Below are 23,669 nucleotides of genomic sequence, written 5' to 3' on the forward strand. Positions count from 1 at the left end.
GTGTAATTTTTTTATGCTTAAAATCTACTCGAAGGGGTATGACGACAAGCGAAAAGGTGTGTTCAAATTTTTGGGCACAGGGTGTTAAATTATTATTTTGGTAATGAAATTAATGAAAACTTTTGTAGCAAAACCAGAAACAGTAAAACGCGACTGGTATGTAGTTGATGCGACAGGTAAAACTTTAGGTCGTTTAGCTACAGAAATCGCACGTCGCTTGCGTGGTAAACACAAAGCTGAATATACTCCACACGTTGATACAGGTGATTACATCATCGTTATCAATGCAGAAAAAGTAGCCGTAACCGGTCGTAAAAAAACTGATAAACTTTACTACTGGCACACTGGCTATGTTGGTGGTATTAAACAAGCGACTTTTGCTGAAATGATTGCTCGTCGTCCTGAACGCGTGATTGAAATCGCAGTTAAAGGTATGTTACCTAAAGGTCCTTTAGGTCGCGATATGTACCGTAAATTGAAAGTGTATGCAGGTAGCGAACATAATCACGCTGCACAGCAACCACAAGTTTTAGATATTTAATCACGAGGTTTAGACTATGGCAGATCAAAACTACGGCACAGGCCGCCGCAAAAGCTCTTCAGCTCGTGTATTTTTAAGACCGGGCACAGGTAAAATTACTATTAATCAACGTGAAATTGATGTTTATTTTGGTCGTGAAACATCACGTATGATTGTTCGCCAACCATTAGAATTAGTTGATATGGCAGATAAATTTGATCTTTATATCACTGTTAAAGGTGGCGGTATTTCTGGTCAAGCAGGTGCAATTCGTCACGGTATTACTCGTGCGTTAATTGAATACGATGAAACATTACGCCCAGCATTACGTGCTGCAGGATTTGTAACCCGTGATGCTCGTCGTGTTGAACGTAAAAAAGTGGGTCTTCACAAAGCACGTCGTCGTCCACAATACTCAAAACGTTAATACGATTTTGCACGATTCAAGATCAAAAAAGGGCTGTTTTCAGCCCTTTTTTCTTTTTTGCCCTATATGCCTTCTTTTCTGTATTCTAAAATTGAAGTTAATAATATCTTTTCTTATATTTGCTTTCTGCTTCTAATAAATAGCAAATATAAAACCTGCCTTATGTTCTAATCACTAGTTTTTTAAGACAGGTTTTCCTTTCGTATTTCAGTGTATAAGCACTGTTTTTACTACTCTTTATTTTTCTTCAGCATTTCCGCGTGTAAACGACTCTGCTCCTTCATTGCTTTTTTGATTTCTTGGCGTTGTTTTGACGCTTCAGCATTACGAATCATATAGTCATCCACACGAGACTCATAATCATCACGCATATTGGCAATAATGGCACGAATATCCGCTACCGACATATCATCAGTGATATATTGATTTAAGTTATCAAGTAATAACACCCTTTTCTGGTTATCTCTAATTTTGCGATCATTATCGGCAATATCACGCAAAAGTTTATTCTTTTGACGATACATACGCACATACTCCAACACATCTTCAAAACATTTTTTGCTTACATTTTCCATAGTTGACTCTCTTATTGATACATAAAACATTCTGTGCCTACTGTAGCGGTTTTTTAGGGTATCGTCAAAAAGATGTGACGGTTTTCTTACTTGGATCAAATACGTCTGCTCAATAATTCATAAACCGGATAGAAAGCGATTGATAATTCACATTTCTAGTGTTAAAACTAAGCACATTTGTATGAATAAAATAAACAAGAAGGTGAATAAATATGACAGACGTATTTAATTTTAGTGCAGGTCCGGCAATGATGCCTAAGGAAGTTTTACAACGTGCCCAAGCAGAACTGCTTGACTGGGAATCTCTCGGCACTTCAGTAATGGAAGTTAGCCATCGTGGCGCTAATTTTATGGCATTGGCAAAACGTTCTATTGAAGACTTACGCAAACTATTCAATGTGCCTGATAATTATCAAATTCTGTTTGCTCAAGGTGGTGCCAGAGGGCAATTTGCGGCGATTCCAATGAATTTACTTTCTGAAAATGGCAAAGCGCTTTATTTAACCAGTGGACACTGGTCAACAGCAGCAGCCAAAGAAGCAAAATTATTCGGCAATGTAGATGAAATCAATATTTTAACGGAAGAGAACGGTAAAACTGCCGTAACTGATCTTGATTTCAGTAATATTGCCGAACAATACGATTATGTACATTACTGCCCAAATGAAACTATTAGCGGTGTAGAAATCTTTGACGTTCCTAACGTCGGTAATGCTACATTAATTGCGGATATGTCATCAAATATTCTTTCTCGCAAAGTTGATATCAGCAAATTCGGTATGATTTATGCCGGTGCTCAAAAAAATATGGGGCCATCAGGGATCACATTAATCATTATTCGCGATGATCTTATCGGTAAAGCACGTCGTAGCACGCCATCAGTGTGGAATTATCAAATTTTGCGCGATCACGATTCTATGTTTAATACACCACCAACATTTGCTTGGTATCTCTGTTCATTAGTATTTGAACATTTATTAGCAAATGGTGGAATTGAACAAATTGAGTTAAAAAACCGTGCCAAAGCAGAATTGCTCTATCGCTATATTGATCAAAGCAACTTTTATCAGAATAAAGTTGCGTCCAAAAATCGTTCATTAATGAATGTGACCTTCACCACCAATAATGATGAATTAAATGCAAAATTTGTCAGTGAATCCAATGCTGCCGGTTTAAGAGCATTAAAAGGTCATAAAGTGCTTGGCGGTATGCGTGCTTCCATTTACAACGCAATGCCGATTGCCGGAGTAGAAGCCTTAATTGCTTTTATGGAAAAATTTGCTAAAGAAAATCAATAATTAATCATAGGAAATCATATGAAATTCTTAGATGTTGCCAATACTGGCGTTAAACAGTTATCTCCTTATCAAGCAGGAAAACCAATAGAAGAATTAGAACGAGAATTAGGCATTCATAATATTATTAAATTGGCTTCTAACGAAAATCCTTTTGGCTTTTCCGATGTTGCCAAGCAAGCTATTTTAAATGAGCTCAACCAACTTACACGTTATCCTGATTCCAATGGTTTTTACTTTAAACAAGCAGCAGCAAAAAAATTTGGTCTTGATCCGTCACAAATTACGTTAGGCAACGGTTCAAATGATCTTATTGAATTAATTGCGCACACCTTTGTCAGTGAACAAGACGAGGTTATTTTCTCGCAATATGCCTTTATCGTTTATCCTTTAGTGACACAGGCGCTTAACGCTAAAGCAGTTGTCATTCCGGCAAAAGAGTGGGGGCACGATTTACCTCAATTTTTAGCGCATATTACTGATAAAACTAAATTAATTTATATTGCTAACCCAAATAATCCGACAGGAACATTCCTAACAACGGCAGAAATTGATCAATTTTTGGCAAAAGTACCGGAACATATTATTGTAGTACTTGATGAAGCTTACACTGAATTCACCGATCCTGCCGAACGTGTCCCTTCATTCGAACTACAGAAAAAATATACTAATTTAGTGGTGTGCAGAACACTTTCAAAAGCATACGGCTTAGCAGGTCTTCGTATAGGTTATGCTGTTTCTAACCCTGAAATTGCCGGCTTATTTAATCGTGTTCGTCAGCCGTTTAATTGCAACAGTCTTGCTTTAGCCGCAGCTACTGCCGTGATCAATGATGATGATTTCGTCAATAAAGTGGCTGAAAATAATCGACAAGGAATGAAACTGCTCGTGGATTTCTTTGAAAAGCAAGGATTGGATTATATTCCATCCAAAGGTAACTTTATTACGGTTGATTTTAAACAACCTGCCTTGCCTATTTACGATGCGCTGCTACATAAAGGCATTATTGTGCGTCCTATTGCCGGTTACGGAATGCCTAATCACTTGCGTATCAGCATTGGTTTACCGGAAGAAAATCAAGCATTTATCGATGCATTAACTGAGATTTTAGCTAATTAATTGATAATTAAAAGGAACACTGCTGTTTATGAATTCCATTACATTGAATCCTATCGCTTATATTGACGGAGAAATTACACTACCCGGTTCGAAAAGCCTTTCCAACCGAGCATTATTATTAGCCGCCCTAGCAAAGGGAACAACAACAATCACTAATCTTTTGGATAGCGATGATGTCCGCCATATGTTGAATGCACTAAAAGCATTAGGTATTCAATATCAATTATCCGAAAATAAAACTGTCTGTGAAATTCAAGGCAATGCCGGTGCTTTTGAATGGCAAAACGGATTAAGTTTATTTTTAGGAAATGCCGGCACAGCAATGCGTCCTTTAACGGCGGCACTCTGTTTAGCGCCAAACAAAGCTAAGCCTAGTGAAATTGTCTTAACCGGTGAACCAAGAATGAAAGAACGTCCAATTCAACATTTAGTTGATGCTTTGCGGCAAATGGGCGCTGAAATAGACTATTTGGAACAAGAAGGTTATCCACCGCTTGCCATTCGCAATCACGGATTAAACGGTGGCAAAGTTGAAATCAATGGCTCTATTTCATCTCAATTTCTTACTGCGTTATTAATTGCTGCTCCGTTAGCAAAACAGGATAGCGAAATTCATATTATCGGGGATCTGGTATCCAAACCTTATATTGATATCACATTGAAGATGATGGCTGCTTTCGGGGTGCAAGTGCAACACCATAACTACCAGATATTTTTCGTTAAAGGTAACCAACAGTATCAATCGCCATCCTCCTTTATGGTTGAGGGTGATGCCTCTTCCGCCTCCTATTTCTTGGCTGCTGCTGCCATAAAAGGTAAAGTCAAAGTCAACGGTATCGGTAAAAAGAGTATTCAGGGCGATATCCAATTTATTGATGTTCTTGAACAAATGGGAGCAAAAGTACATTGGCACGATCACTATGTTGAAATCGAAAAAAATGAGTTACACGGTATTGATTTGGATATGAATCATATTCCAGATGCAGCAATGACAATTGCCATCACCGCGCTTTTTGCTGAAGGCGAGACTGTCATTCGTAATATTTATAACTGGCGCGTGAAAGAAACTGATCGTTTAACGGCAATAGCTACCGAGCTAAAAAAAATAGGAGCTGAAGTTGAAGAGGGAAAGGATTTCATACGAATTCAACCACTTGCTCTAGATCAGTTTAAACATACAGAAATAGCAACCTATAATGATCACCGAATAGCGATGTGTTTTGCACTAATCGCTCTATCAAATACACCAGTAACTATTTTAGAACCAGAGTGTACGGCAAAAACATTTCCGACCTTTTTTGAGGAATTCAAAAAAATTGCTCATTAACAAAAAGGAGATATTGATATTACAATCAATATCTCCGCTCTTTCAGTATAATCCCTATGAGGTATCTTTTCCTGCTAAATCAAAAAATTTCCTGCTTTCATTTGCTAGTTGTTACTAGATTATTTAAAATCTTGCGATGTTCTGTTTTGTTTTTTTAATGTGGGAATAGCGGTGTTCCGCTAGTAAAAGAGTGATTTATGGCAATTTTGGTATTAGGTATTAACCATAAAACCGCAACCGTGGATTTACGTGAAAAGGTTTCATTCGATAATGATAAACGTCAACTGGCACTACAACAGTTACAATCCGAATTAGCAGAAAGTGCAGTTATTGTATCAACCTGTAACCGCACTGAAATTTACTTACACAACCGCCATATTTCACCACAAGAAGACAACAAACAAAATCAAGAGTGGTTACGACAAATCAAGAACTGGTTTGTACAATTACATCAAATTTCAGAAGAAGAATTACAGCATTCCATTTACATCCAACAGAACCAACAATGTGTAACGCATCTAATGCGTGTTGCCTGTGGCTTGGACTCATTAATACTAGGTGAGCCACAAATTTTAGGGCAAGTGAAACAAGCATTTCAATTCAGTGAAACTTTTTATCAGCAGCAGAATTCTACTATCTCTACCGAACTTTCACGCCTATTTCAGAAAATATTTTCTACCGCCAAACGGGTAAGAACAGAAACTGAAATTGGCGGTAGTGCCGTTTCTGTTGCTTATGCAGCTTGTAGCTTAGCTAGACAAATTTTTGATTCTTTTAAACGTTTACGCATTTTATTAGTGGGTGCCGGTGAAACTATCGAATTGGTCAGTCGTCATCTGTTTCAGCACGGCGCAAAACACATTATGATTGCTAACCGTACCATTGCTAACGCAGAAGCATTGGCAGCACGTGTTGGCGGGCAAATGGATATTTTATCGCTGGATCAACTCCAACAAGGGCTAAATCTTGCTGATATTGTGATTACTTCTACCGGCAGCCCAAATATCCTCATTACACACGAAATGGTCAAAGTGGCACAGAAACAACGCCGATTTGATCCAATGTTGATTGTTGATATTGCTGTTCCTCGCGACGTTGAAGATAAAGTAAGTGAGCTTGAATCTGTCTATCATTATAGCGTTGACGATCTGCAAAATATTATTCAGCACAATATGCAACAACGGGAACAAGCTTCCATTGAAGCGGAAAATATTATTCAGGAAGAGTGCGCTGATTTCTTTGTTTGGCTAAAACTGCATCAATCTTCAAGTCTGATAAAAAATTATCGTCAACAGGCAGAGCAAATTCGTTTGGAGCTGCTTGAAAAAGCATTAACTTCATTACAACAAGGCACTGATAGCGAAAAAGTAATGCAAGAATTAAGCTATAAATTAATGAATCGTTTATTACACACACCAACACAAGTAATGCAACAATTAGTTAAATCAGGCGAAACAAAAAGTTTACAACTATTTTCTAAATCACTTGGTCTCAGTGATGATAATGAACAACAGGAGAAGGAATGTCACCCTTAATAGGCTTTCATCATATCGCCCTAATTGTTTCCAATTATGAAGTTTCCAAGCATTTTTATGTCAATATTCTTGGTGCTGAAGTTATTGCTGAAACTTATCGCAATGCAAGACAAAGTTATAAATTAGATTTACGTTTTCACGATGGTAGCCAAATTGAGCTGTTCTCTTTCCCAATAACGCCACCAAGGTCAACAATGCCTGAAGCTTGTGGATTGCGTCATCTTGCTTTTAAAGTAAACAATCTTGAACAAGCTATTGAATATTTGAATCAACACAATGTTGAATGTGAACCGGTACGCATTGATGAACTCACTGGCAAGCAATTCACTTTTTTTAAAGATCCTGACGGTTTACCGCTGGAGCTTTATCAGTGGGAAAACCACTCAAATCACCACTGGTAATGACATCAAAACCGTATTGGCGTGAAATAATCTTGAAACCATAAGCTTACTTAAAGATATCCAAGCTAAAGAGATTTTCAACGCTGCACACGACCGCATTGAGCGTGAAGTGGGTAAACAAACCAACCTGACGATGAACAATGAAAAAATCCTCCTGAATTTTGGCAAAAACACTATTTTGATAAATAAAGAAGGGATTTAGTTAGATGGTGTACATATTGGGATGCAGGAGAAGGAGTTGCAAGTGCCTGAGAATACGAGGGAATTAAAACCACGCTATCGAATCCAGTTTCATCTATTAGATGATGAAGGAAAACCTTACCAAAATACGCCATTTACCATCAAACTTGTAGTGGTACACTACAAATTCCAAACAAAAAGAAAGCCCCAAAAGGGGCTTTCCAAAAGGATTGCTAATAGACGTGATTAGTAAGCTAATACTGCACGACGATCTTTAGCATAATCTGCTTCGGTGTGACCTAAAACAGCTGGTTTTTCTTCACCGTAAGAGATTGTTGATAATTGACCACCTTGAACGCCTTTACCTTCTAAGTAGCTTTTAACTGCATCAGCACGACGTTGACCTAACGCGATGTTATATTCTGGAGTACCACGTGGGTCAGTATGACCTTCAACTTGTACTTTTGAAGAAGTATCTGTTAAGTATTGTGCATGAGCATCTAATAATTGAGCATATTCTGGTTGGATATCATATTTATCAAAACCAAAATATACAGTGTTGTAGCGTTGTTGTAATTCTTGCGCAGTCATATTACCGTAAAGTTTGCCTTGTTGATCAGCTGCTTTATCAGAGCTGCTACAAGCTGCTAACGCTAATACTGGTGCTGCAACCATTAACACTTTAGCTAATTTTTTCATTTTATTCTCCTTAATTTTGAGTTAAATATGGCGACCAGGCAGGGAATTTAATTTGTCCCCCTGAACCAGGTAACCTTGCTTTGAAACGTCCATCTGAGGACACTAATTGTAGCACTTTGCTTACACCTTGGGTAGAACTATAAATCACCATAGTTCCATTAGGTGCAAAGCTCGGGCTTTCATCTAGGAAAGTAGAAGTTAACGCTGTAATACTTCCGCTTTCTAAATCTTTTTTCACCAATTTATTACCATTGACCATTACAATCTCTTTACCGTCCGGAGACATTTCACCGCTATAGCTGTTTCCTGGAGGGCTTACTAATGACGCACCACCGCCATTCGCACCCATCATATAAACAGCAGGAGCACCGCCTCTGTCAGACGTAAAGATAATGGAAGAACCGTCACTAGACCAGCTTGGCTCTGTATTATTACCGCTACCACTGGTTAATTTCACCGGTGAACCGCCACCAACACCCATCACATAAATATTCAACACACCGTCCTCATTTGAAGCAAATGCAATACGAGAACCGTCCGGTGAAAATGATGGTGCACCGTTATGACCTGGTAATGATGCAATAATTTTACGGGATTTACTAGCAAGATCTTGCAAAACCAATAAAGATTTTTTCTTTTCAAATACGCTATATGCTAATTTTTTACCATCTGCAGACCAAGCCGGTGACATAATAGGTTGTGAGCTATGGAATACATTAAAAGCATTGTAACCGTCATAGTCAGATACTTGTAAATCATAAGAGCCGGAATTATTTTGGATAACATAAGCAATACGTGTTCTAAATGCTCCACGGATACCGGTTAATTTTTCAAACACCTGATCGCTAACAGTATGTGCGCCCCAGCGAATCCATTGATTGGTTACAGTATAAGAATTCTGCGATAAAACCGCGCCCGGTGTACCTGATGCCCCAACAGTATCAACAAGTTGGTATGAAATACTATAACCGCCACCTGCTGGTGTTACCTGTCCGACAACAATAGCATCGATACCCAATGCTGACCAAGCTTCAACATTAACCTCGCCGGCAGAAGTCGGCTGCTGAGGCATTCTGTCTACCGGAATCGGATTAAATTTACCGCTAAAGCGTAAATCTGAAGAGATAATATCTGCAATATCAGCAGGTGCTGAACCGGGACCATTCCATTTAAAAGGAACAACCGCAATTGGGCGCGCACTATCCACCCCTTCATCAATAACGATTCTAACTTCGGCAAAAACTTGCGTTGCCTGCACTAACAGACAGGCTATTGCCAATATCCAACTATATACAACTTTTTTAATCATAAGGTCACTCTTCCTCAAGTATTACCTATCTCAATTTAAAATCAATTACCGGTTTTTGATATTTTCTATACACAGCATCTGATGGTGGCGCCGGCACTTTCTTCGTTAAGGCTACCGCTCTCAATGCTGATGTACAGATATCATCTGAACCAGAAACTTTGTGATAATTTAAAATTGTTCCATCTCTCGCCAATTCAATTTGTATCGTACAAACTTTATTGGCAAAACTTGCATCTTTCAACCAACGGCGTTGAATTTCACGCTTAATAATTGCTGTATATTGATCTCCAACAACATCTCCTTCACCAGCACCATTACCACCGCTAGAGCCTTCTGCTCCTTTACGGTTACTGTTACTTCCTTGACGACTACTACCACCGCCAATATCACCATTATTAAGGAAATCATCCAATGCATTCTGTTGAGCTAAACGTTGTGCTTTTGCTTCTGCATCTGCCTTAGCCTTTGCAGCGGCTTTTGCTTCTGCAACAGCTTTCGCTTTAGCCTCAGCAGCTGCTTTGGCTTTTGCTGCTTGTTCCGCTTTTGCTTTAGCTTCAGCTGCTGCTTGTTCCGCTTTTGCTTTAGCTTCAGCTGCTGCTTTTTCAGCTTTTTCTTTAGCCTCTTTTTCCGCTTTAGCTTTAGCTTCAGCCGCTGCTTTTTCAGCTTTTTCTCTAGCCTCTTTTTCCGCTTTAGCTTTAGCTGCTGCCTTTTCAGCTTTTTCCTTAGCTTCTTTTTCCGCTTTAGCTTTAGCTTCAGCCGCTACTTTTTCAGCTTTCGCTTTAGCATCAGCAGCTGCTTTAGCCTCTTTTTCTTTTGCCTCTTTTTTTGCTTGTGCTTCAGCTAAAGCTGCCTTTTCCGCTTGTTCTTTCGCTAATTGTTCAGCTTTCTCTTTAGCTTCTTGTTCCGCCTTTTCTCTTGCCGCCTGTTCTGCTTTTTCTTTTGCTTCTTTGATCTTTTGCTGTTCTTGGCGTTCTTTTTCAGCCTGTTCTTTACTTTGCTGTTCTCTTTCTTTATCAGCTATTTCTCGTTTTGATGGCGGATTACCTTTCTTCTCTTGCTGTAATCTGCCCCATTCTTGAGCGGCAGCCCCAGTATCAACCATAATGGCACCCAAAACTTCGCCATTGCCCTCACCGCCCCCCATTGGTCTTACTTCTTCCAGTCTTGAACCGATAAAAAGTAAACCAAAAAGCAGAATGTGCAAAAGAATTGAAATCAAAACTGCTTTTTTGAATTTCTGTTGTTGATTATATTGCACAATACTATCCTAATTTTTATAGCGGATCTGTCATTAAACCCACGCTTTTTATCCCTGCGGTATGCAGTAAATTTAACCCTTTGATAATTTCTTCATAAGGTGCATCTTTTGCCCCACCAACAAGAAACAGTGTTGTATTATCCTTTTCAAATGCTTCTTTTGACATTTGAACAACCATTTCTTCGGTTAGATTTTCATTTCTTACACCATCAATAGAAAGCGTATATTGATTTGTACCGTCAACTTCCAAAATAACAGGTGTTTTATCTTCATTAGAAACGGTTTGACTGTCAGTAGAGTCCGGCAAATCAACTTGCACACTTTGGCTAATAATCGGTGCAGTAGCCATAAATATTAATAATAAAACTAACAATACATCCAAAAACGGGACGATATTAATTTCAGACTTTATTGATCGACCCTGACGACGAGATTGCATAATGTCCTCTTCAACATTAATAAAAATTAGTTATGAAAATTACTTTGACCAAATACTTTGCGGTGCAAAATTGTCGTAAATTCATCAATAAAATTTGCATAATTCTGTTCAAGCTTATTCACTCTTAAACTCAAACGGTTATAAGCCATTACCGCAGGAATTGCCGCAAAAAGCCCAATTGCAGTTGCAATTAGGGCTTCAGCAATACCAGGTGCCACCATTTGCAAGGTTGCCTGCTTAACATTACTTAATGCCATAAATGCGTGCATAATTCCCCATACTGTACCGAATAACCCGATATAAGGACTAACTGAGGCCACTGTCGCTAAGAAAGGCACTGTATTTTCTACATCTTCAATCTCACGATTCATCGCTAAATGCATTGCACGCGAACTTCCTTGGATAATAGATTCTGATGCGTTAGGATTAGCCTGTTTAAGGCGGGAAAATTCTTTAAAGCCAACGAAAAAGATTTGCTCACTACCAGAAAGTCCGTCACGACGATTGGATAATCCTTCATAAAGTTTAGTTAAATCTTCACCTGACCAAAAGCGTTCTTCAAAAGCCATTGATTGTTTTAATGCTTTAGAAAGAATCTTACTGCGTTGAATAATAATTGCCCAAGAAATAATTGAAAATAGGATCAAAATCGAAATCACTATTTGTACAACTACACTGGCTTTAAGAAATAAGTCGAAAAAATTCAATTCAGACATTTAATGCTCCATAAATTGCCTATCACGGTTTTTCATCTTTGAGTAATCTTTTGATTTCTTGAGGAAGTGAGGTGGGTTTCATGAGATTTATATTTACGCAAGCTACTTTCACGGTGGCAGAACAATAAAGTTTGTCCTTTTGAATCAACTTCTGTGTGAAAACCAAACTGGCATTTTTAACTTCAACTAAAATCGTTTCGACAATTAATAAATCGTCTAGGCGAGCTGGATAGCGGAAATCAATTTCCATCTGTTTAACAACAAAAGCAAGACCTTGCTGTTGTATAATTTCATTTTGAGAGAACCCTTTTTCTCTCAAGAATTCTGTTCTCGCTCGTTCAAAAAAATGAAGATAGCGAGCATGATAAACAACACCCCCTGCATCAGTATCTTCATAATAGATGCGAACCGGATATGTAGAGTTATTTTTCATTGCTACTGCTATCTGTTTCTCTATAACAAAAAAGTTTCGCTATTCTAATGAACGTGCAAATTAACTGCAATAGGCTTGATGACTTAAACGTAAAAATTTTTTCTTTGCCATCACATAAAATAAATAAATATGAGTGCAATAATCGCAACAATATAAGAAAAAATCGGTAAAAACAATAATTTCCATATTGTTTTATAAATTTCCAAACCAAAGCCGTGAATCCATAGTGTCGCTACGCTCCAAAAAATAATCAACGTATAAATCGGCGAAATACCACCATAATCCAATGCAAAGCGTTCCGTATACAGAAAAATTGTTGCTGTCAGAATGAATGCGAGAACGAATGAAAGGGCTCGAAATGAGCCCTTATTTGTTAATTGATACAGTGTTTGAATCATATCGTATTATTACTCATCAAACTTACCGGTTTTTTCAATACTGATATTGATCACCGCTGTTAAGCAGACTGCAAATAACACGCCCAAAACCCAAGTTACATAAAACATAATTTTCTCCTTAGTATAATGAGTGTTTGTTATTTTCGATGAAGTTTTCATCGATACGACCAAACATCTTAATGTATGACCAGATGGTGTAGCTTAATAGGATTACAACAAAAATAAGAGCTAGGATTAACATTAATGTTAATGTTAATTGGCTTGAGCTTGAATCCCATAATAATAAGCTCATTTCTGGATGAGTCACTGACGGCATTAAGAATGGGAACATTGAAACACCGCAAGTTAAGATAATGCCAGCCATTGTCAATGATGAGAATAAGAAGGCAAATCCAGAACGATCCGCTTTAGAGAACACGATGTTCAATAATGCAGAAACAACTGCCAATGCAGGGAAAATCCAAAGAATCGGCATTTCTTTGTAATTATTGAACCAAGCACCTTCCTGCATAATCACTTCTTTACCGAATGGTGATGTAGGAGCACTATGATCGATCGCACTGGTTACAACGAAACCGTCTTTGAATAATAACCATACGCCGGCTAATACAAATGCAACTAAAGTGACTAATGCACCAACTTGAGAAATCACTCTTGCGCGATTACGTAAATCGGCAGTTGTTTTCATTTGTAACCAAGCAGCACCTTGTGTTGTTAACATTGCTAAGCTGATAACACCACAAAGAAGGGCGAATGGATTTAATAATTCGAAGAACGATCCTGTATATTTCACTTGAACGATAGAGCTGAATTCAAACGGCACACCTTGCAATAAGTTGCCGAATGCCACACCGAAAACAAGTGAAGGAACAAAACCACCGATAAATAATCCTAAATCCCACGCTTTACGCCAAGTCGGATTTTCTACTTTAGCGCGATATTCCAATCCAACCGGACGGAAGAACAGTGCGGCTAAAACAAGGATCATTGCGATATAAAATCCTGAGAAGGATGTCGCATAAATAAGTGGGAATGCAGCAAACATTGCACCACCGGCAGTTAATAACCAAACTTGGTTACCATCCCAGTGTGGAGCGATAGAGTTGAGCATAATACGTTTTTCCACTTCTTTTTTACCTGCGAAAGGAAGAAGTGTTAAAACACCCATATCGAATCCATCAGTAACTGCAAAGCCAATAAGCAACACACCTAAGAGGATCCACCATACAAATCGTAGAAATTCATAATCAATCATGATTTAGGCTCCTGCTTATTTAGTTGATTGTTCAAAATAGTAACGACCGGTCTTTAATGCGCTTGGACCAAGTCGACTATATTTAACCATTAGATATACTTCTGCAATTAAGAAGATAGTATATAACGCACAGACTAGACCAATTGAGAACCAGAGATCGCCGGTTGTCAATGCAGAGTTTGCTACGCCTACCGGTAATACTTCAAAAATTGCCCAAGGCTGTCTTCCGTATTCAGCTAAGAACCAACCTGATTCAATTGCAATCCACGGTAATGGAAGCCCATAAAGCAATGCTTTAAGTAAAAACTTGTTCTCACCAACAGTTTTTCTCATATTTGCAACAAATGCGCCGATGAGAAGAAGTAGTAATAAACCACCAGCAAACATCATAATACGGAATGACCAGAAAGTCGGTCCAACATCAGGAATAGTATCTGCTGCTGCCTGTTTTACCTGTTCATCAGTCGCATCAACAACATTATCGGTATAACGTTTTAGCAATAAACCGTATCCAAGATCTTTTTCCACTGCTTTAAATTGAGCAATAGTATCTGCATCTTTTTGACCTGAACGAAGTTTTTCAAGCAAACCGTATGCAACCATACCATTACGTACACGTTCTTCATTTTGAACTCGTAGATCATTCAAACCGGTGATTTCTTTATCTAAAGAACGGGTGGCAATGATACCTGCAGCGTAAGGAATTTGTAATGCAAATTCATTACGGCCTTCTTGTGAATTCGGAACAATAGCAATATTCCACGCAGCCGGAGCCGGTTCAGTATCCCATTCACCTTCCATAGCAGCAAGTTTAGTAGGTTGAGCCTGACCGACTTCATAACCTGCTTCATCACCCATAATTAAAACGGATAATACTGCAATGAAACCGAATGTCGCACCAACAGAGAAAGAACGTTTTGCAAAACCGATATCACGACCTTTAAGCAAATAGTAAGAACTCACTGCTAATACGAAAACCGCACCACAAACATAACCGGAAGATAAGGTATGTAAGAATTTAGTTTGTGCTTGAGGATTTAACCATAGGTCTAGGAAACTGCTCATTTCCATACGCATAGTATCAAAATTGAATTCTGCGCCTACAGGATCTTGCATCCAGCCGTTTGCAACCAAAATCCACATTGCAGATAGGTTTGAACCGAATGCAACGCAGTAAGTTGATAACAAGTGTTTCGCTTTTGAAAGTCTATCCCAACCGAAGAAGAATAAACCCACGAAAGTAGATTCTAAGAAGAATGCAAGTAATGCTTCAATTGCTAATGGTGCACCGAAGATATCACCTACATAGTGTGAATAATAAGACCAGTTAGTACCAAATTGGAATTCCATTGTGATACCAGTTGTTACCCCTAGAGCAAAGTTAATACCAAACAATTTGCCCCAGAACTTAGTCATATCTTTATATACCTCTTTCCCTGTCGTTACATAGATGGTTTCCATTATTACAAGAATAAAAGATAACCCCAATGTTACCGGCACGAATAGGAAGTGGTATAGTGCAGTCAATGCAAACTGCAATCTCGAGAGTTCAACAATGTCTAACATCTCAATCAACCTCTTGTACCCAATACAAGTTTTAAAAAAGATTACAAATCCTGTAATCACCCCATCAGCTATTAATCAATACCAATTAATTAGCTTAAATATCAAACTCAGGTAAAGATATGATTTATTTCACACCGAAATAAAGGATAACTCTAACCGTTTAATACATCTTTTATTCTACTCCTAAAAATGGGGTATAGGAAACCCAAAAAGTTTTAGATTGATCACAAAATCGCATTAAAATCAAAAAAATAAATTTCAATAACAGAATATTATTTGATACATATCAATTTTTATATTTTTTGTAACATTTTATTAAAAACTTCTTTTTTGATTTTTCGACAAAAACAGACTGTTCCTTCTCTAACAATGTCATTTTTTATAGACAATGCCCTCTTTTTTTGTTATTTTCTGTCGCACATTTTTTCGACGAACATTTTAAAATCTTACGGTCAGTATATGTTTAAATTTAGTTTTTTAGCAGCACTACTCTTTTGTGCTTTAGCTTCCAATAGTTTTGCCAACACAAGTACACAAATTCCTAGCCAATGCCAACAACTCTTCCAGCAGACAGAAGAACTCATTTCAGAAGCAGAGAAACAACCCGGCACACACCTACAAATTGCAAACATCAAAAATAAACTATCTGAAAGCAAACAAAAAATCCTACAAATGAGTGTTGAACATCAAATTAAAAGTTGCGATAAAGGATTACTTGCATTAAATAATATGAAAGGAAAAGAAGAATAATTAATCAAAAAGATTATATTATAGCCAATAAAATCTTTTTCTTTAAAAAAATAGAACAAATAAGTGTTTAGCAGAAAAACAAGTTTAATAATATTTAGTTGCTAAAATTATTTATATTTTGATCGTATTATTTTTATTGTTTGTACAGTGCCTAATAAACAGAAAATTTGGTAGTAACTATTTTTTATAGTTACTACCAATTTTTTAGTCATAATCAACCGAGTTGTTGCTCAAAAGCAACTCAAAGGCTAATGCTATAAGACTTCAAGCCACTTTTTAGCAACAATTTTGTCTACTATGCCTGTTAATTTATGTTTTAACTCACAGAAAATATCTGAAATACTTCTTATAAGTTAAAAAGTTGAAAGAGAGTCACTCTTCCAAATTAAATGGTATTAGCCATAAACCGTGTGTTTTCAGACATTGTTAATAAAACAATCCACAGCTAGCATAAATCTGTTTTTTCTTGTTGTGCGACTGCTACCTCCAAAACTTGGCGAGTTGTCATCGTACTATCAATTTTAATATAAGCACATTGATCTTCAGGAATGATAATAGCCTCATAAACCCCAGTTTGTCGTAAGAAAAAATCTTTCCATACATCATTATTACGACATTCAGTAAGTCCAGTAAGCCGAATACGCAAATTAGCCAAATATGGGGGTTCATTCATCGTAAAAGCAAGCGCGAGCCATAAGACCGCCAACAGCGTTGCTGATAAAAACAATACCTCTGTACCAAAATGCCCAACAATCCAACCGCCGATACTTCCTCCGGCAGCAGCACCCAAAAACTGGAACGTCGAATAAACGCCTAACGCTGTGCCTTTACTTCCTGCCGGCGCTTCTTTACTAATAAGGGATGGAAGCAATGCCTCCATAAGATTAAAGCCGATAAAAAACAATAAAGTTCCAAGAATAAGAGCCCACAACTGATTATCCGCCCACCACAAAGTTGCTTCGGCAGCAATCAAAATCACAATACAGCACAAGAAAACAGCCTTCATTTTGCGTTTCGTTTCAGCAATAATAATTCCCGGAACCACACTTACAAAAGCAATAAGCATTGTGACGAGATAAATCTGCCAATGACGATAAGCCGGAAAATCGGCACGCTCAAAACAAAGAGGTAACGCAATAAAAGTTGTCATCAACAAGCAGTGCATACAAAAAATACCAATGTTAAGTTTCATTATCTGTGGTTGCTTTAATACCTCTTTCAAACAACCTTTAATCACTGCCGATTCACTGTTACGTATGTGATATTGACTTTTTGGGATCACTGTTATGGTTAAGAAAATCCCGCCTGTAGCCAATATCGCTATAAACCAAAATAACCCTTGCAAACCAATCTGATGCGTAATGATAGGCCCTGTCACCATCGCAATTGCAAAAGTGATGCCAAAAGAAACACCTATAAATGCCATTGCTTTAGTGCGAATTTGTTCACGTGTTAAATCGGATAATAATGCCATTACCGCTGCAGAAATTGCCCCACTGCCTTGTAAGGCGCGCCCTATAATTACACCCCAGATTGAAGTTGACAAAGCAGCAATGATGCTGCCAATGACAAAAATGGATAATCCTAAAATAATTAAAGTTTTACGTTCTACTTTATCAGACCACAAGCCAAAAGGGATTTGAAAAATTGCTTGCATAAAACCATATATACCAATCGCAATACCGATAAGGGTTTCATTCGCTCCCTGTAAATGCATACCATAAGTAGTCAATACCGGTAGCACCATAAACATTCCGAACATACGTAAGGAAAAAATGGTACCGAGTCCCCAAGTAGCCTTACGCTCTTCGGTGGTCATACAATTATCATTATTAAGTGCTGTTTTATTCATACTATTTTTAACGGATTTAATAAAATACAAAAAATCTGCCCAGAGGACAGATTTTAAATACAATACCAACTAAGTTTATTAAATGCTTAATTGGTCAAACTAACAATGGAATGTGCCGGCACCATAAAGTCAATCGACATCATAATATTTAGGGTACAAATAGCAATAATAGAAAAGACAAACAATTTTCTTGCCCAAACATAATCATTATTCTCTGACTTATAACCCGATAATGCCATACATAACCACCACACGCTCACAGCAGTAGCTACCACAAGGTATTTATAACCGGCATAACCACCTATGGATAACATCAGTGCGGCAAACATAAAGGCTATGATATACAGCAAAATATGATGCTTAGCAACAGCAATACCTTTTACCACCGGCAGCACAGGAATATTGGCTGCTTGATAGTCTTTGAAACGGAAGATCGCAATAGCATAAGAATGCGGCATTTGCCATAAACTAAAAATAGCTAATAAAATCAATGCGCCCGTATCAAATTCATTACTTACAGCACAATAACCAATAACAGGTGGAGCGGCACCGGACAAACTGCCGATGAGCGTGCCATAAACTGAATGACGCTTCATATAAAGGCTATATACAAATACATATACCACAAATCCCATCACAGCCAGCCACATAGCTAGAGGATTAGCCCCGAAATAAAGGATAGCAAATCCTAAAACGCCTAATACAATGGCTAAGGCAAACGTAGTATGTACTGATACTAAACCTTTAACTAATACACGATTTTTTGTGCGTTCCATTTTACGATCGATATCACGATCTATCAGATTATTGAAGGCACAACCTGATGCAACCACTAATGACACACCAAGAATCGTATAAGCAAACAGCATATGATCCATATGCCCTTTGGCCGCTAACAGAAACCCACCGACAACCGAAATAAGATTGCCGATGATAATTCCCGGTTTGGTTACTTGTAGGTAAGATTTAATCATAGTAAATCCTATTAGCCTGCCATCATATTGGCATTCAAACTCCACATAATCCAGATGGATAATGCTACCAATAATAGAATCACAATCGCGGTAAAAATAAACGATATGAGATTCCAGCGCCCATCTTCAGAAGTCCCCATATGCAAGAAACAGACAAGCTGAACAATTAGCTGTATCACTGCTGTAACGGCAATAATAACCAATAATGACATTTTGGACGCACTGCCGTTCATCACCATCAGGAATGGAATTAATGTCAAAATAACAGATAAACCGAAACCAATAAGATAGCTTTTAACACTACCGTGTTCAGTAGCAGCATAATCGTGGTTATCGTAACTCATAGCAAGACCCCCATTAAATAAACAACGGAAAAGACACAAATCCAAACAATGTCAAGGAAGTGCCAGAATAAACTTAAACACATTAAACGAGTACGGTTAACCGCAGATAAACCGCGTGTAACCACCTGAATCATCATCACCACCATCCAAATCAATCCGGCAGTAACGTGTAAACCGTGTGTACCGACTAGTGTAAAGAATCCGGAGAGGAAACCGCTACGATCAGGTCCTACACCTTGTGCAATCAAATGGTGGAACTCATTGATTTCCATACCAACGAAAGCCGCACCGAATAGGAAAGTTACAACTAACCATAATAAAACCTGCTTAACATTATTGCGGTTCATTGCTAAAACAGCAAATCCATAAGTAATGGAACTGAACAGCAATAGGAAGGTTTCCACTAACACATAAGGTAACTCGAAAATATCTTTGCCGCTCGGTGCCCCTGCTGTACCTGGTAACAACACGATATAGGTTGCGAACAGACAAGAAAATAGAATCAAGTCGCTCATTAAATAAATCCAAAACCCGAAAACTTTAATCGGTCCAGTATCGTGGTGTCCTTGATGGACACCGTTATGTATTACAGTATTTGTTGACATTATTGCAGCCCTGCTTGAGATAATTCTTTAAAGTGTTTATTTTCAATCGTTTCAATTTGATCGACAGGAACATAATAATCCACATCTTGATCGAAACTTTTAGCAATCCAAGTAACAACCATACCGACGAAACTCACGATTGCTAACCACCAGATATGCCATATCATTGCGAAACCGAAAATCATAGTAAATACAGCAATGATGACACCCGCAGCAGTATTTTTCGGCATATGAATAGGGGCATAAGTTGTTGGTTTAGCATAAGCCACACCTTTTTCTTTGTTATCCCAAAAAGCATCACGATCTTCTACTCGAGGAGTCACCGCAAAATTATAGAAAGGCGGTGGTGAAGAAGTTGCCCATTCAAGAGTACGTCCGCCCCAAGGGTCACCGGTGGTATCTCTGTTTTTATTTCGATCACGGATCGATACACCAAGTTGAATAAACTGACAAGCAATACCCAAAGCAATAATCACCGCACCAAGTGCTGCTACACCGAGTAATGTATGATATTCAGGATCAATTTGTTGGCTTAAACGGCGAGTCATTCCCATAAAACCTAATGCATATAGCGGTAAAAACGCAACAATGAAACCGATTTGCCAGCACCAGAATGCACGCTTACCCCATTTTTCATTTAAAGTGAAACCGAATGCTTTAGGGAACCAGTAGTTCAATCCGGCAAAGAGACCGAACACCACACCACCGATAATAGTGTTATGGAAGTGAGCAATTAAGAATACGCTGCCGTGTAACACAAAGTCAGCAGCCGGTACTGCCAATAACACACCGGTCATTCCACCAATAGCAAAGGTCACAATAAAGCCAATGGTCCATAACATCGGTACGCTGAGTTTGATACGACCTTGATACATCGTGAACAGCCAGTTGAAAATTTTCACCCCTGTTGGAATGGAAATGATCATCGTTGCTATACCAAAGAAAGCATTAACATTTGCGCCTGATCCCATAGTAAAGAAATGGTGTAACCAAACGATGAAAGACAAGATAGTAATACATACTGTCGCCCACACCATTGAGGTATAACCAAACATTTTCTTACGAGAGAAAGTAGCTGTAACTTCCGCATAAACCCCAAACATAGGTAACACCAGAATATATACTTCCGGATGGCCCCACGCCCAGATTAAGTTGATATACATCATCATATTGCCACCCAAATCATTGGTGAAGAAATGGGTACCCAAATAACGATCTAATGTAAGTAAAGCAACGCTTGCGGTTAAAATCGGGAATGAAGTTAAAATCAACACGTTAGAACAGAAAGAAGCCCAACAGAAAATTGGCATTTTCATCAAGCTCATTCCCGGAGCACGCATTTTGAGGATAGTGGCAATAAAGTTAATCGCACTTAATGTTGTTCCTATACCCGATATCTGTAACGTCCAAATCCAATAATCGACGCCCACATCAGGACTATATTGCAGTTCCGACAATGGCGGATAAGCCAACCACCCGGTTTTAGCGAACTCACCAACCCCCAAAGAGAGGTTAATCAAAACCACACTAACAGCGGTAAACCAAAAGCCTAAATTGTTTAAAAACGGATACGCAACGTCACGAGCACCAATTTGCAACGGAATAACAATATTCATTAAACCGATCACAAACGGCATAGCAACGAAGAAAATCATAATAACACCGTGAGCCGTAAAGATTTGGTCATAGTGTTCCGGCGGTAAAAAGCCTGCGTAGCCCCCTGATGCTAAAAATTGCTGACTACGCATCATAATGGCATCGGCAAAACCACGTATTAACATAACAATGGCTAAAAAGATGTACATAATACCGATACGTTTATGGTCAACAGTCGTAATCCAGTCTCGCCATAACGGGCCCCACAATTTAAAATAAGTTAAAGCGATAATAACAGCAATACCGCCCAAAATAATACCGCTAACCGTTACCATCACAATAGGTTCATGAAACGGTATCGCGTCTAATGATAATTTTCCTAACATAGTTATATCCTTCGATGCTTATTTAACTATTCAGTAATTGCGACTGATGACTCATTATGCGAAATATGTGTGCTATGCCCTTGCATATCCGGCTTATGCATATGAGGACTACCAAATTTTGCCATAATGTCATAAAAGAGATTCGGAACTACACTGGAGAAATATTTCGGCTTATCATATTTACTCGGGATAGCGACTTGATTATATGCATCCATCGTGTTCAAAGAATCTGGTGACTGTTTCACTTTAGCGACCCAATCTGCAAAAGAGGCTTCATCCGGAGTAGCAATCGCGTTGAATTTCATACCCGAAAATCCTGAACCACTATAACTTGCGGAAATACCTTTATAAGTACCGGGTTCATCAGCGATCAAATGTAGTTTAGTCTGCATACCTGCCATTGCATAAACTTGGCTACCTAATTGCGGAATGAAGAAAGAATTCATCACAGTATCTGAAGTGATTTTGAATTCTACGGGGGTATTTTGTGGGAAGGCAATTTCATTCACTGTCGCAATGCCTTGTTCAGGATAAATAAACAACCATTTCCAATCTAGGGAAACCACTTGAATAGTGATTGGTTTATTCTCATGTTCTAATGGACGGTATGGATCAAGTGAATGGGTGGTTTTCCAAGTGATGGTTCCTAAAATAAGGATAATGATGACAGGAATTCCCCAAACCACCATTTCGATCTTATTGGAATGCGCCCAGTTTGGAGAGTATTTCTCTTTTACATTGCTTTCCCGATATTTTCTGGCAAATACGATTGCCATTATGATTACCGGAATCACGACAAGCAACATTAAACCGGTTGCAATCAGGATGAGATCACGCTCCGCCATCCCGATTTGACCTTTAGGATTGAGCAATACAGCATTCTCACAACCACTTAATAAAAAAGCGGCACAGATAAGTACCAAGCTCCATTTGGTCTGTTTACTACTCAGTTTCATAAAAAATAACCTCAATACAGAAACAAACTAAAGTTTTAGAGAATGAAGCACAAATGCTTAATGCCGGCAGACAAAATAATGGCAATTTAGCTTGTACAATCATTACTCTGCTTCTTCGGATTATATAAAAATGGGACGCCATATTAACATTTCATTCATATTTGTGTCACCAATTTTTATTACATTTTTATAACTTAATTATATTTTTTAATATTATGTTTATTAAGTTAACATAGCTTAATAAATAATGAGGGTTATACGGCTTGTACAAATAGCTAAAAACTTGCGCTTATACGCATTGATGGGAAGATCACGAAGATTTTTATGTTAAAAAAGAGTTAACAAGATGTATAAATAGAACAAAACAAAAAAGCCCGAAAGCAGATCACTTTCGGGCTCTATGAAAACGTCAAAGAATTAGCGACGTAAACCTAAACTTGTGATTAATTTAGTGTAACTTTCTAAGTTAGAACGTCTTAAATAATCCAATAATTTACGACGACGAGAAACCATCCCTAACAAACCACGACGACCATGGTGGTCTTTTTTGTGAACAGAGAAATGTTCTTGTAAGTGGTTAATTTGTGCAGTTAATAATGCAATTTGAACTTCTGGTGAACCAGTATCTTTTGCATCACGACCATACTCAGCGACGATTTTTGCTTTTGCTTCAGTGCTTAGAGACATAAATAAACTCCTAATAAAGTTAAATTAAAACACATCGTAGCCGATCTCTAATCCAGCCACGACAAGA

At 38.1% G+C, this 23,669-nt stretch carries 26 protein-coding genes; 8 read left to right on the top strand and 18 right to left on the bottom strand.

The window, feature by feature from the left end; all coding sequences use genetic code 11:
- Positions 1–112 precede the first annotated feature (112 nt).
- Both rplM and rpsI read left to right on the top strand, forming a co-directional pair.
- A complete protein-coding gene (rplM, locus tag P375_RS09325; RefSeq protein WP_026211022.1) occupies positions 113–541 on the top strand; it encodes a 50S ribosomal protein L13 in 429 nt (142 codons plus the stop codon).
- Positions 542–557: 16 nt separating this feature from the next.
- Positions 558–947: a 30S ribosomal protein S9 gene (gene rpsI, locus P375_RS09330; RefSeq protein WP_013746828.1), complete on the top strand. Its 390-nt coding sequence runs from the start codon at positions 558–560 to the stop codon at positions 945–947.
- 230 nt (positions 948–1,177) lie between these two features.
- Here rpsI and P375_RS09335 read toward each other — a convergent pair whose 3' ends face one another.
- Complete coding sequence (locus P375_RS09335) at positions 1,178–1,522, bottom strand: DUF496 family protein (protein WP_013746827.1); 345 nt, start codon at positions 1,520–1,522, stop codon at positions 1,178–1,180.
- Positions 1,523–1,734: 212 nt separating this feature from the next.
- Between P375_RS09335 and serC the strand changes: the two genes are divergently transcribed.
- The 5 genes from serC to gloA2 all read left to right on the top strand — a co-directional run bounded on the left by serC (position 1,735) and on the right by gloA2 (position 7,199).
- Positions 1,735–2,820 carry a 3-phosphoserine/phosphohydroxythreonine transaminase gene (serC, locus tag P375_RS09340; protein ID WP_039136374.1) on the top strand — a complete coding sequence of 362 codons (1,086 nt, stop codon included), beginning with the start codon at positions 1,735–1,737 and terminating at the stop codon, positions 2,818–2,820.
- A gap of 18 nt (positions 2,821–2,838) precedes the next feature.
- A complete protein-coding gene (hisC, locus tag P375_RS09345) occupies positions 2,839–3,936 on the top strand; it encodes a histidinol-phosphate transaminase (RefSeq protein WP_039136376.1) in 1,098 nt (365 codons plus the stop codon).
- Positions 3,937–3,964: 28 nt separating this feature from the next.
- A complete protein-coding gene (gene aroA / locus P375_RS09350; RefSeq protein WP_039136378.1) occupies positions 3,965–5,263 on the top strand; it encodes a 3-phosphoshikimate 1-carboxyvinyltransferase in 1,299 nt (432 codons plus the stop codon).
- A gap of 197 nt (positions 5,264–5,460) precedes the next feature.
- A complete protein-coding gene (gene hemA, locus P375_RS09355; RefSeq protein WP_039136380.1) occupies positions 5,461–6,798 on the top strand; it encodes a glutamyl-tRNA reductase in 1,338 nt (445 codons plus the stop codon).
- On the top strand, positions 6,786–7,199 hold the full coding sequence (gene gloA2, locus P375_RS09360; protein ID WP_039136383.1) for an SMU1112c/YaeR family gloxylase I-like metalloprotein: 414 nt from the start codon (positions 6,786–6,788) through the stop codon (positions 7,197–7,199). Before hemA ends, gloA2 begins: the two co-directional genes overlap by 13 nt.
- Positions 7,200–7,625: 426 nt before the next feature.
- Here gloA2 and pal read toward each other — a convergent pair whose 3' ends face one another.
- The 10 genes from pal to P375_RS09410 form a co-directional block, all read right to left on the bottom strand.
- The gene (pal, locus tag P375_RS09370; protein WP_013746819.1) at positions 7,626–8,078 is read right to left on the bottom strand and encodes a peptidoglycan-associated lipoprotein Pal; all 453 of its coding nucleotides are present in this window, start codon (positions 8,076–8,078) and stop codon (positions 7,626–7,628) included.
- A 10-nt stretch (positions 8,079–8,088) separates the two neighbouring features.
- Positions 8,089–9,387: a Tol-Pal system beta propeller repeat protein TolB gene (gene tolB / locus P375_RS09375; protein ID WP_013746818.1), complete on the bottom strand. Its 1,299-nt coding sequence runs from the start codon at positions 9,385–9,387 to the stop codon at positions 8,089–8,091.
- Positions 9,388–9,412: 25 nt separating this feature from the next.
- Positions 9,413–10,645, bottom strand: a complete 1,233-nt coding sequence (gene tolA / locus P375_RS09380) for a cell envelope integrity protein TolA (protein WP_039136387.1) — start codon at positions 10,643–10,645, stop codon at positions 9,413–9,415.
- A 16-nt stretch (positions 10,646–10,661) separates the two neighbouring features.
- Positions 10,662–11,084, bottom strand: a complete 423-nt coding sequence (gene tolR, locus P375_RS09385; RefSeq protein WP_013746816.1) for a colicin uptake protein TolR — start codon at positions 11,082–11,084, stop codon at positions 10,662–10,664.
- Positions 11,085–11,110: 26 nt separating this feature from the next.
- Positions 11,111–11,800 (bottom strand): protein TolQ, encoded by a 690-nt coding sequence (gene tolQ, locus P375_RS09390; protein WP_039136389.1) that lies wholly within the window; start codon positions 11,798–11,800, stop codon positions 11,111–11,113.
- A gap of 22 nt (positions 11,801–11,822) precedes the next feature.
- Positions 11,823–12,233: a tol-pal system-associated acyl-CoA thioesterase gene (gene ybgC, locus P375_RS09395; RefSeq protein WP_039136391.1), complete on the bottom strand. Its 411-nt coding sequence runs from the start codon at positions 12,231–12,233 to the stop codon at positions 11,823–11,825.
- A gap of 110 nt (positions 12,234–12,343) precedes the next feature.
- Positions 12,344–12,631, bottom strand: a complete 288-nt coding sequence (gene ybgE / locus P375_RS09400; protein ID WP_039136392.1) for a cyd operon protein YbgE — start codon at positions 12,629–12,631, stop codon at positions 12,344–12,346.
- Between the two features lie 9 nt (positions 12,632–12,640).
- Complete coding sequence (locus P375_RS12230; protein WP_018346408.1) at positions 12,641–12,739, bottom strand: cytochrome bd oxidase small subunit, CydX/CbdX family; 99 nt, start codon at positions 12,737–12,739, stop codon at positions 12,641–12,643.
- Positions 12,740–12,749: 10 nt separating this feature from the next.
- Complete coding sequence (gene cydB / locus P375_RS09405; RefSeq protein ID WP_018346409.1) at positions 12,750–13,886, bottom strand: cytochrome d ubiquinol oxidase subunit II; 1,137 nt, start codon at positions 13,884–13,886, stop codon at positions 12,750–12,752.
- Positions 13,887–13,901: 15 nt separating this feature from the next.
- Positions 13,902–15,452 carry a cytochrome ubiquinol oxidase subunit I gene (locus P375_RS09410; RefSeq protein ID WP_039136393.1) on the bottom strand — a complete coding sequence of 517 codons (1,551 nt, stop codon included), beginning with the start codon at positions 15,450–15,452 and terminating at the stop codon, positions 13,902–13,904.
- Between the two features lie 459 nt (positions 15,453–15,911).
- Between P375_RS09410 and P375_RS09415 the strand changes: the two genes are divergently transcribed.
- On the top strand, positions 15,912–16,202 hold the full coding sequence (locus P375_RS09415; RefSeq protein WP_013746810.1) for a DUF5339 domain-containing protein: 291 nt from the start codon (positions 15,912–15,914) through the stop codon (positions 16,200–16,202).
- Between the two features lie 445 nt (positions 16,203–16,647).
- Here P375_RS09415 and P375_RS09420 read toward each other — a convergent pair whose 3' ends face one another.
- From P375_RS09420 to rpsO, 7 genes are all read right to left on the bottom strand, one after another.
- On the bottom strand, positions 16,648–18,054 hold the full coding sequence (locus tag P375_RS09420) for an MFS transporter (RefSeq protein ID WP_209434821.1): 1,407 nt from the start codon (positions 18,052–18,054) through the stop codon (positions 16,648–16,650).
- Between the two features lie 86 nt (positions 18,055–18,140).
- Positions 18,141–19,028 carry a heme o synthase gene (gene cyoE / locus P375_RS09425; RefSeq protein WP_013746808.1) on the bottom strand — a complete coding sequence of 296 codons (888 nt, stop codon included), beginning with the start codon at positions 19,026–19,028 and terminating at the stop codon, positions 18,141–18,143.
- Positions 19,029–19,039: 11 nt separating this feature from the next.
- Positions 19,040–19,372 carry a cytochrome o ubiquinol oxidase subunit IV gene (gene cyoD / locus P375_RS09430; protein WP_013746807.1) on the bottom strand — a complete coding sequence of 111 codons (333 nt, stop codon included), beginning with the start codon at positions 19,370–19,372 and terminating at the stop codon, positions 19,040–19,042.
- The gene (locus tag P375_RS09435) at positions 19,369–19,977 is read right to left on the bottom strand and encodes a cytochrome o ubiquinol oxidase subunit III (RefSeq protein WP_039136400.1); all 609 of its coding nucleotides are present in this window, start codon (positions 19,975–19,977) and stop codon (positions 19,369–19,371) included. Before P375_RS09435 ends, cyoD begins: the two co-directional genes overlap by 4 nt.
- Positions 19,977–21,959 (bottom strand): cytochrome o ubiquinol oxidase subunit I, encoded by a 1,983-nt coding sequence (gene cyoB, locus P375_RS09440; RefSeq protein WP_018346799.1) that lies wholly within the window; start codon positions 21,957–21,959, stop codon positions 19,977–19,979. Before cyoB ends, P375_RS09435 begins: the two co-directional genes overlap by 1 nt.
- A gap of 26 nt (positions 21,960–21,985) precedes the next feature.
- Positions 21,986–22,915 (bottom strand): ubiquinol oxidase subunit II, encoded by a 930-nt coding sequence (gene cyoA / locus P375_RS09445; RefSeq protein WP_013746804.1) that lies wholly within the window; start codon positions 22,913–22,915, stop codon positions 21,986–21,988.
- 417 nt (positions 22,916–23,332) lie between these two features.
- Positions 23,333–23,602 carry a 30S ribosomal protein S15 gene (rpsO, locus tag P375_RS09450; protein WP_013746802.1) on the bottom strand — a complete coding sequence of 90 codons (270 nt, stop codon included), beginning with the start codon at positions 23,600–23,602 and terminating at the stop codon, positions 23,333–23,335.
- Positions 23,603–23,669 lie beyond the last annotated feature (67 nt).

The sequence above is a fragment of the Gallibacterium genomosp. 2 genome, from assembly GCF_000771895.1.
Lineage (GTDB): Bacteria > Pseudomonadota > Gammaproteobacteria > Enterobacterales > Pasteurellaceae > Gallibacterium.

What these genes read in the sequence shown, in the direction of transcription:
- cyoE (WP_013746808.1), bottom strand. Translation starts at nt 19,028, where the DNA reads ATGATTAAATCTTACCTACAAGTAACCAAACCGGGAATTATCATCGGC.
- tolR (WP_013746816.1), bottom strand. Translation starts at nt 11,084, where the DNA reads ATGCAATCTCGTCGTCAGGGTCGATCAATAAAGTCTGAAATTAATATC.
- P375_RS09420 (WP_209434821.1), bottom strand. Translation starts at nt 18,054, where the DNA reads ATGAATAAAACAGCACTTAATAATGATAATTGTATGACCACCGAAGAG.
- P375_RS09435 (WP_039136400.1), bottom strand. Translation starts at nt 19,977, where the DNA reads ATGTCAACAAATACTGTAATACATAACGGTGTCCATCAAGGACACCAC.
- P375_RS09335 (WP_013746827.1), bottom strand. Translation starts at nt 1,522, where the DNA reads ATGGAAAATGTAAGCAAAAAATGTTTTGAAGATGTGTTGGAGTATGTG.
- rpsO (WP_013746802.1), bottom strand. Translation starts at nt 23,602, where the DNA reads ATGTCTCTAAGCACTGAAGCAAAAGCAAAAATCGTCGCTGAGTATGGT.
- tolB (WP_013746818.1), bottom strand. Translation starts at nt 9,387, where the DNA reads ATGATTAAAAAAGTTGTATATAGTTGGATATTGGCAATAGCCTGTCTG.
- cyoB (WP_018346799.1), bottom strand. Translation starts at nt 21,959, where the DNA reads ATGTTAGGAAAATTATCATTAGACGCGATACCGTTTCATGAACCTATT.
- tolQ (WP_039136389.1), bottom strand. Translation starts at nt 11,800, where the DNA reads ATGTCTGAATTGAATTTTTTCGACTTATTTCTTAAAGCCAGTGTAGTT.
- hisC (WP_039136376.1), top strand. Translation starts at nt 2,839, where the DNA reads ATGAAATTCTTAGATGTTGCCAATACTGGCGTTAAACAGTTATCTCCT.
- ybgC (WP_039136391.1), bottom strand. Translation starts at nt 12,233, where the DNA reads ATGAAAAATAACTCTACATATCCGGTTCGCATCTATTATGAAGATACT.
- P375_RS09415 (WP_013746810.1), top strand. Translation starts at nt 15,912, where the DNA reads ATGTTTAAATTTAGTTTTTTAGCAGCACTACTCTTTTGTGCTTTAGCT.
- pal (WP_013746819.1), bottom strand. Translation starts at nt 8,078, where the DNA reads ATGAAAAAATTAGCTAAAGTGTTAATGGTTGCAGCACCAGTATTAGCG.
- cydB (WP_018346409.1), bottom strand. Translation starts at nt 13,886, where the DNA reads ATGATTGATTATGAATTTCTACGATTTGTATGGTGGATCCTCTTAGGT.
- cyoA (WP_013746804.1), bottom strand. Translation starts at nt 22,915, where the DNA reads ATGAAACTGAGTAGTAAACAGACCAAATGGAGCTTGGTACTTATCTGT.
- gloA2 (WP_039136383.1), top strand. Translation starts at nt 6,786, where the DNA reads ATGTCACCCTTAATAGGCTTTCATCATATCGCCCTAATTGTTTCCAAT.
- rplM (WP_026211022.1), top strand. Translation starts at nt 113, where the DNA reads ATGAAAACTTTTGTAGCAAAACCAGAAACAGTAAAACGCGACTGGTAT.
- serC (WP_039136374.1), top strand. Translation starts at nt 1,735, where the DNA reads ATGACAGACGTATTTAATTTTAGTGCAGGTCCGGCAATGATGCCTAAG.
- rpsI (WP_013746828.1), top strand. Translation starts at nt 558, where the DNA reads ATGGCAGATCAAAACTACGGCACAGGCCGCCGCAAAAGCTCTTCAGCT.
- hemA (WP_039136380.1), top strand. Translation starts at nt 5,461, where the DNA reads ATGGCAATTTTGGTATTAGGTATTAACCATAAAACCGCAACCGTGGAT.
- aroA (WP_039136378.1), top strand. Translation starts at nt 3,965, where the DNA reads ATGAATTCCATTACATTGAATCCTATCGCTTATATTGACGGAGAAATT.
- P375_RS12230 (WP_018346408.1), bottom strand. Translation starts at nt 12,739, where the DNA reads ATGTTTTATGTAACTTGGGTTTTGGGCGTGTTATTTGCAGTCTGCTTA.
- cyoD (WP_013746807.1), bottom strand. Translation starts at nt 19,372, where the DNA reads ATGAGTTACGATAACCACGATTATGCTGCTACTGAACACGGTAGTGTT.
- P375_RS09410 (WP_039136393.1), bottom strand. Translation starts at nt 15,452, where the DNA reads ATGTTAGACATTGTTGAACTCTCGAGATTGCAGTTTGCATTGACTGCA.
- ybgE (WP_039136392.1), bottom strand. Translation starts at nt 12,631, where the DNA reads ATGATTCAAACACTGTATCAATTAACAAATAAGGGCTCATTTCGAGCC.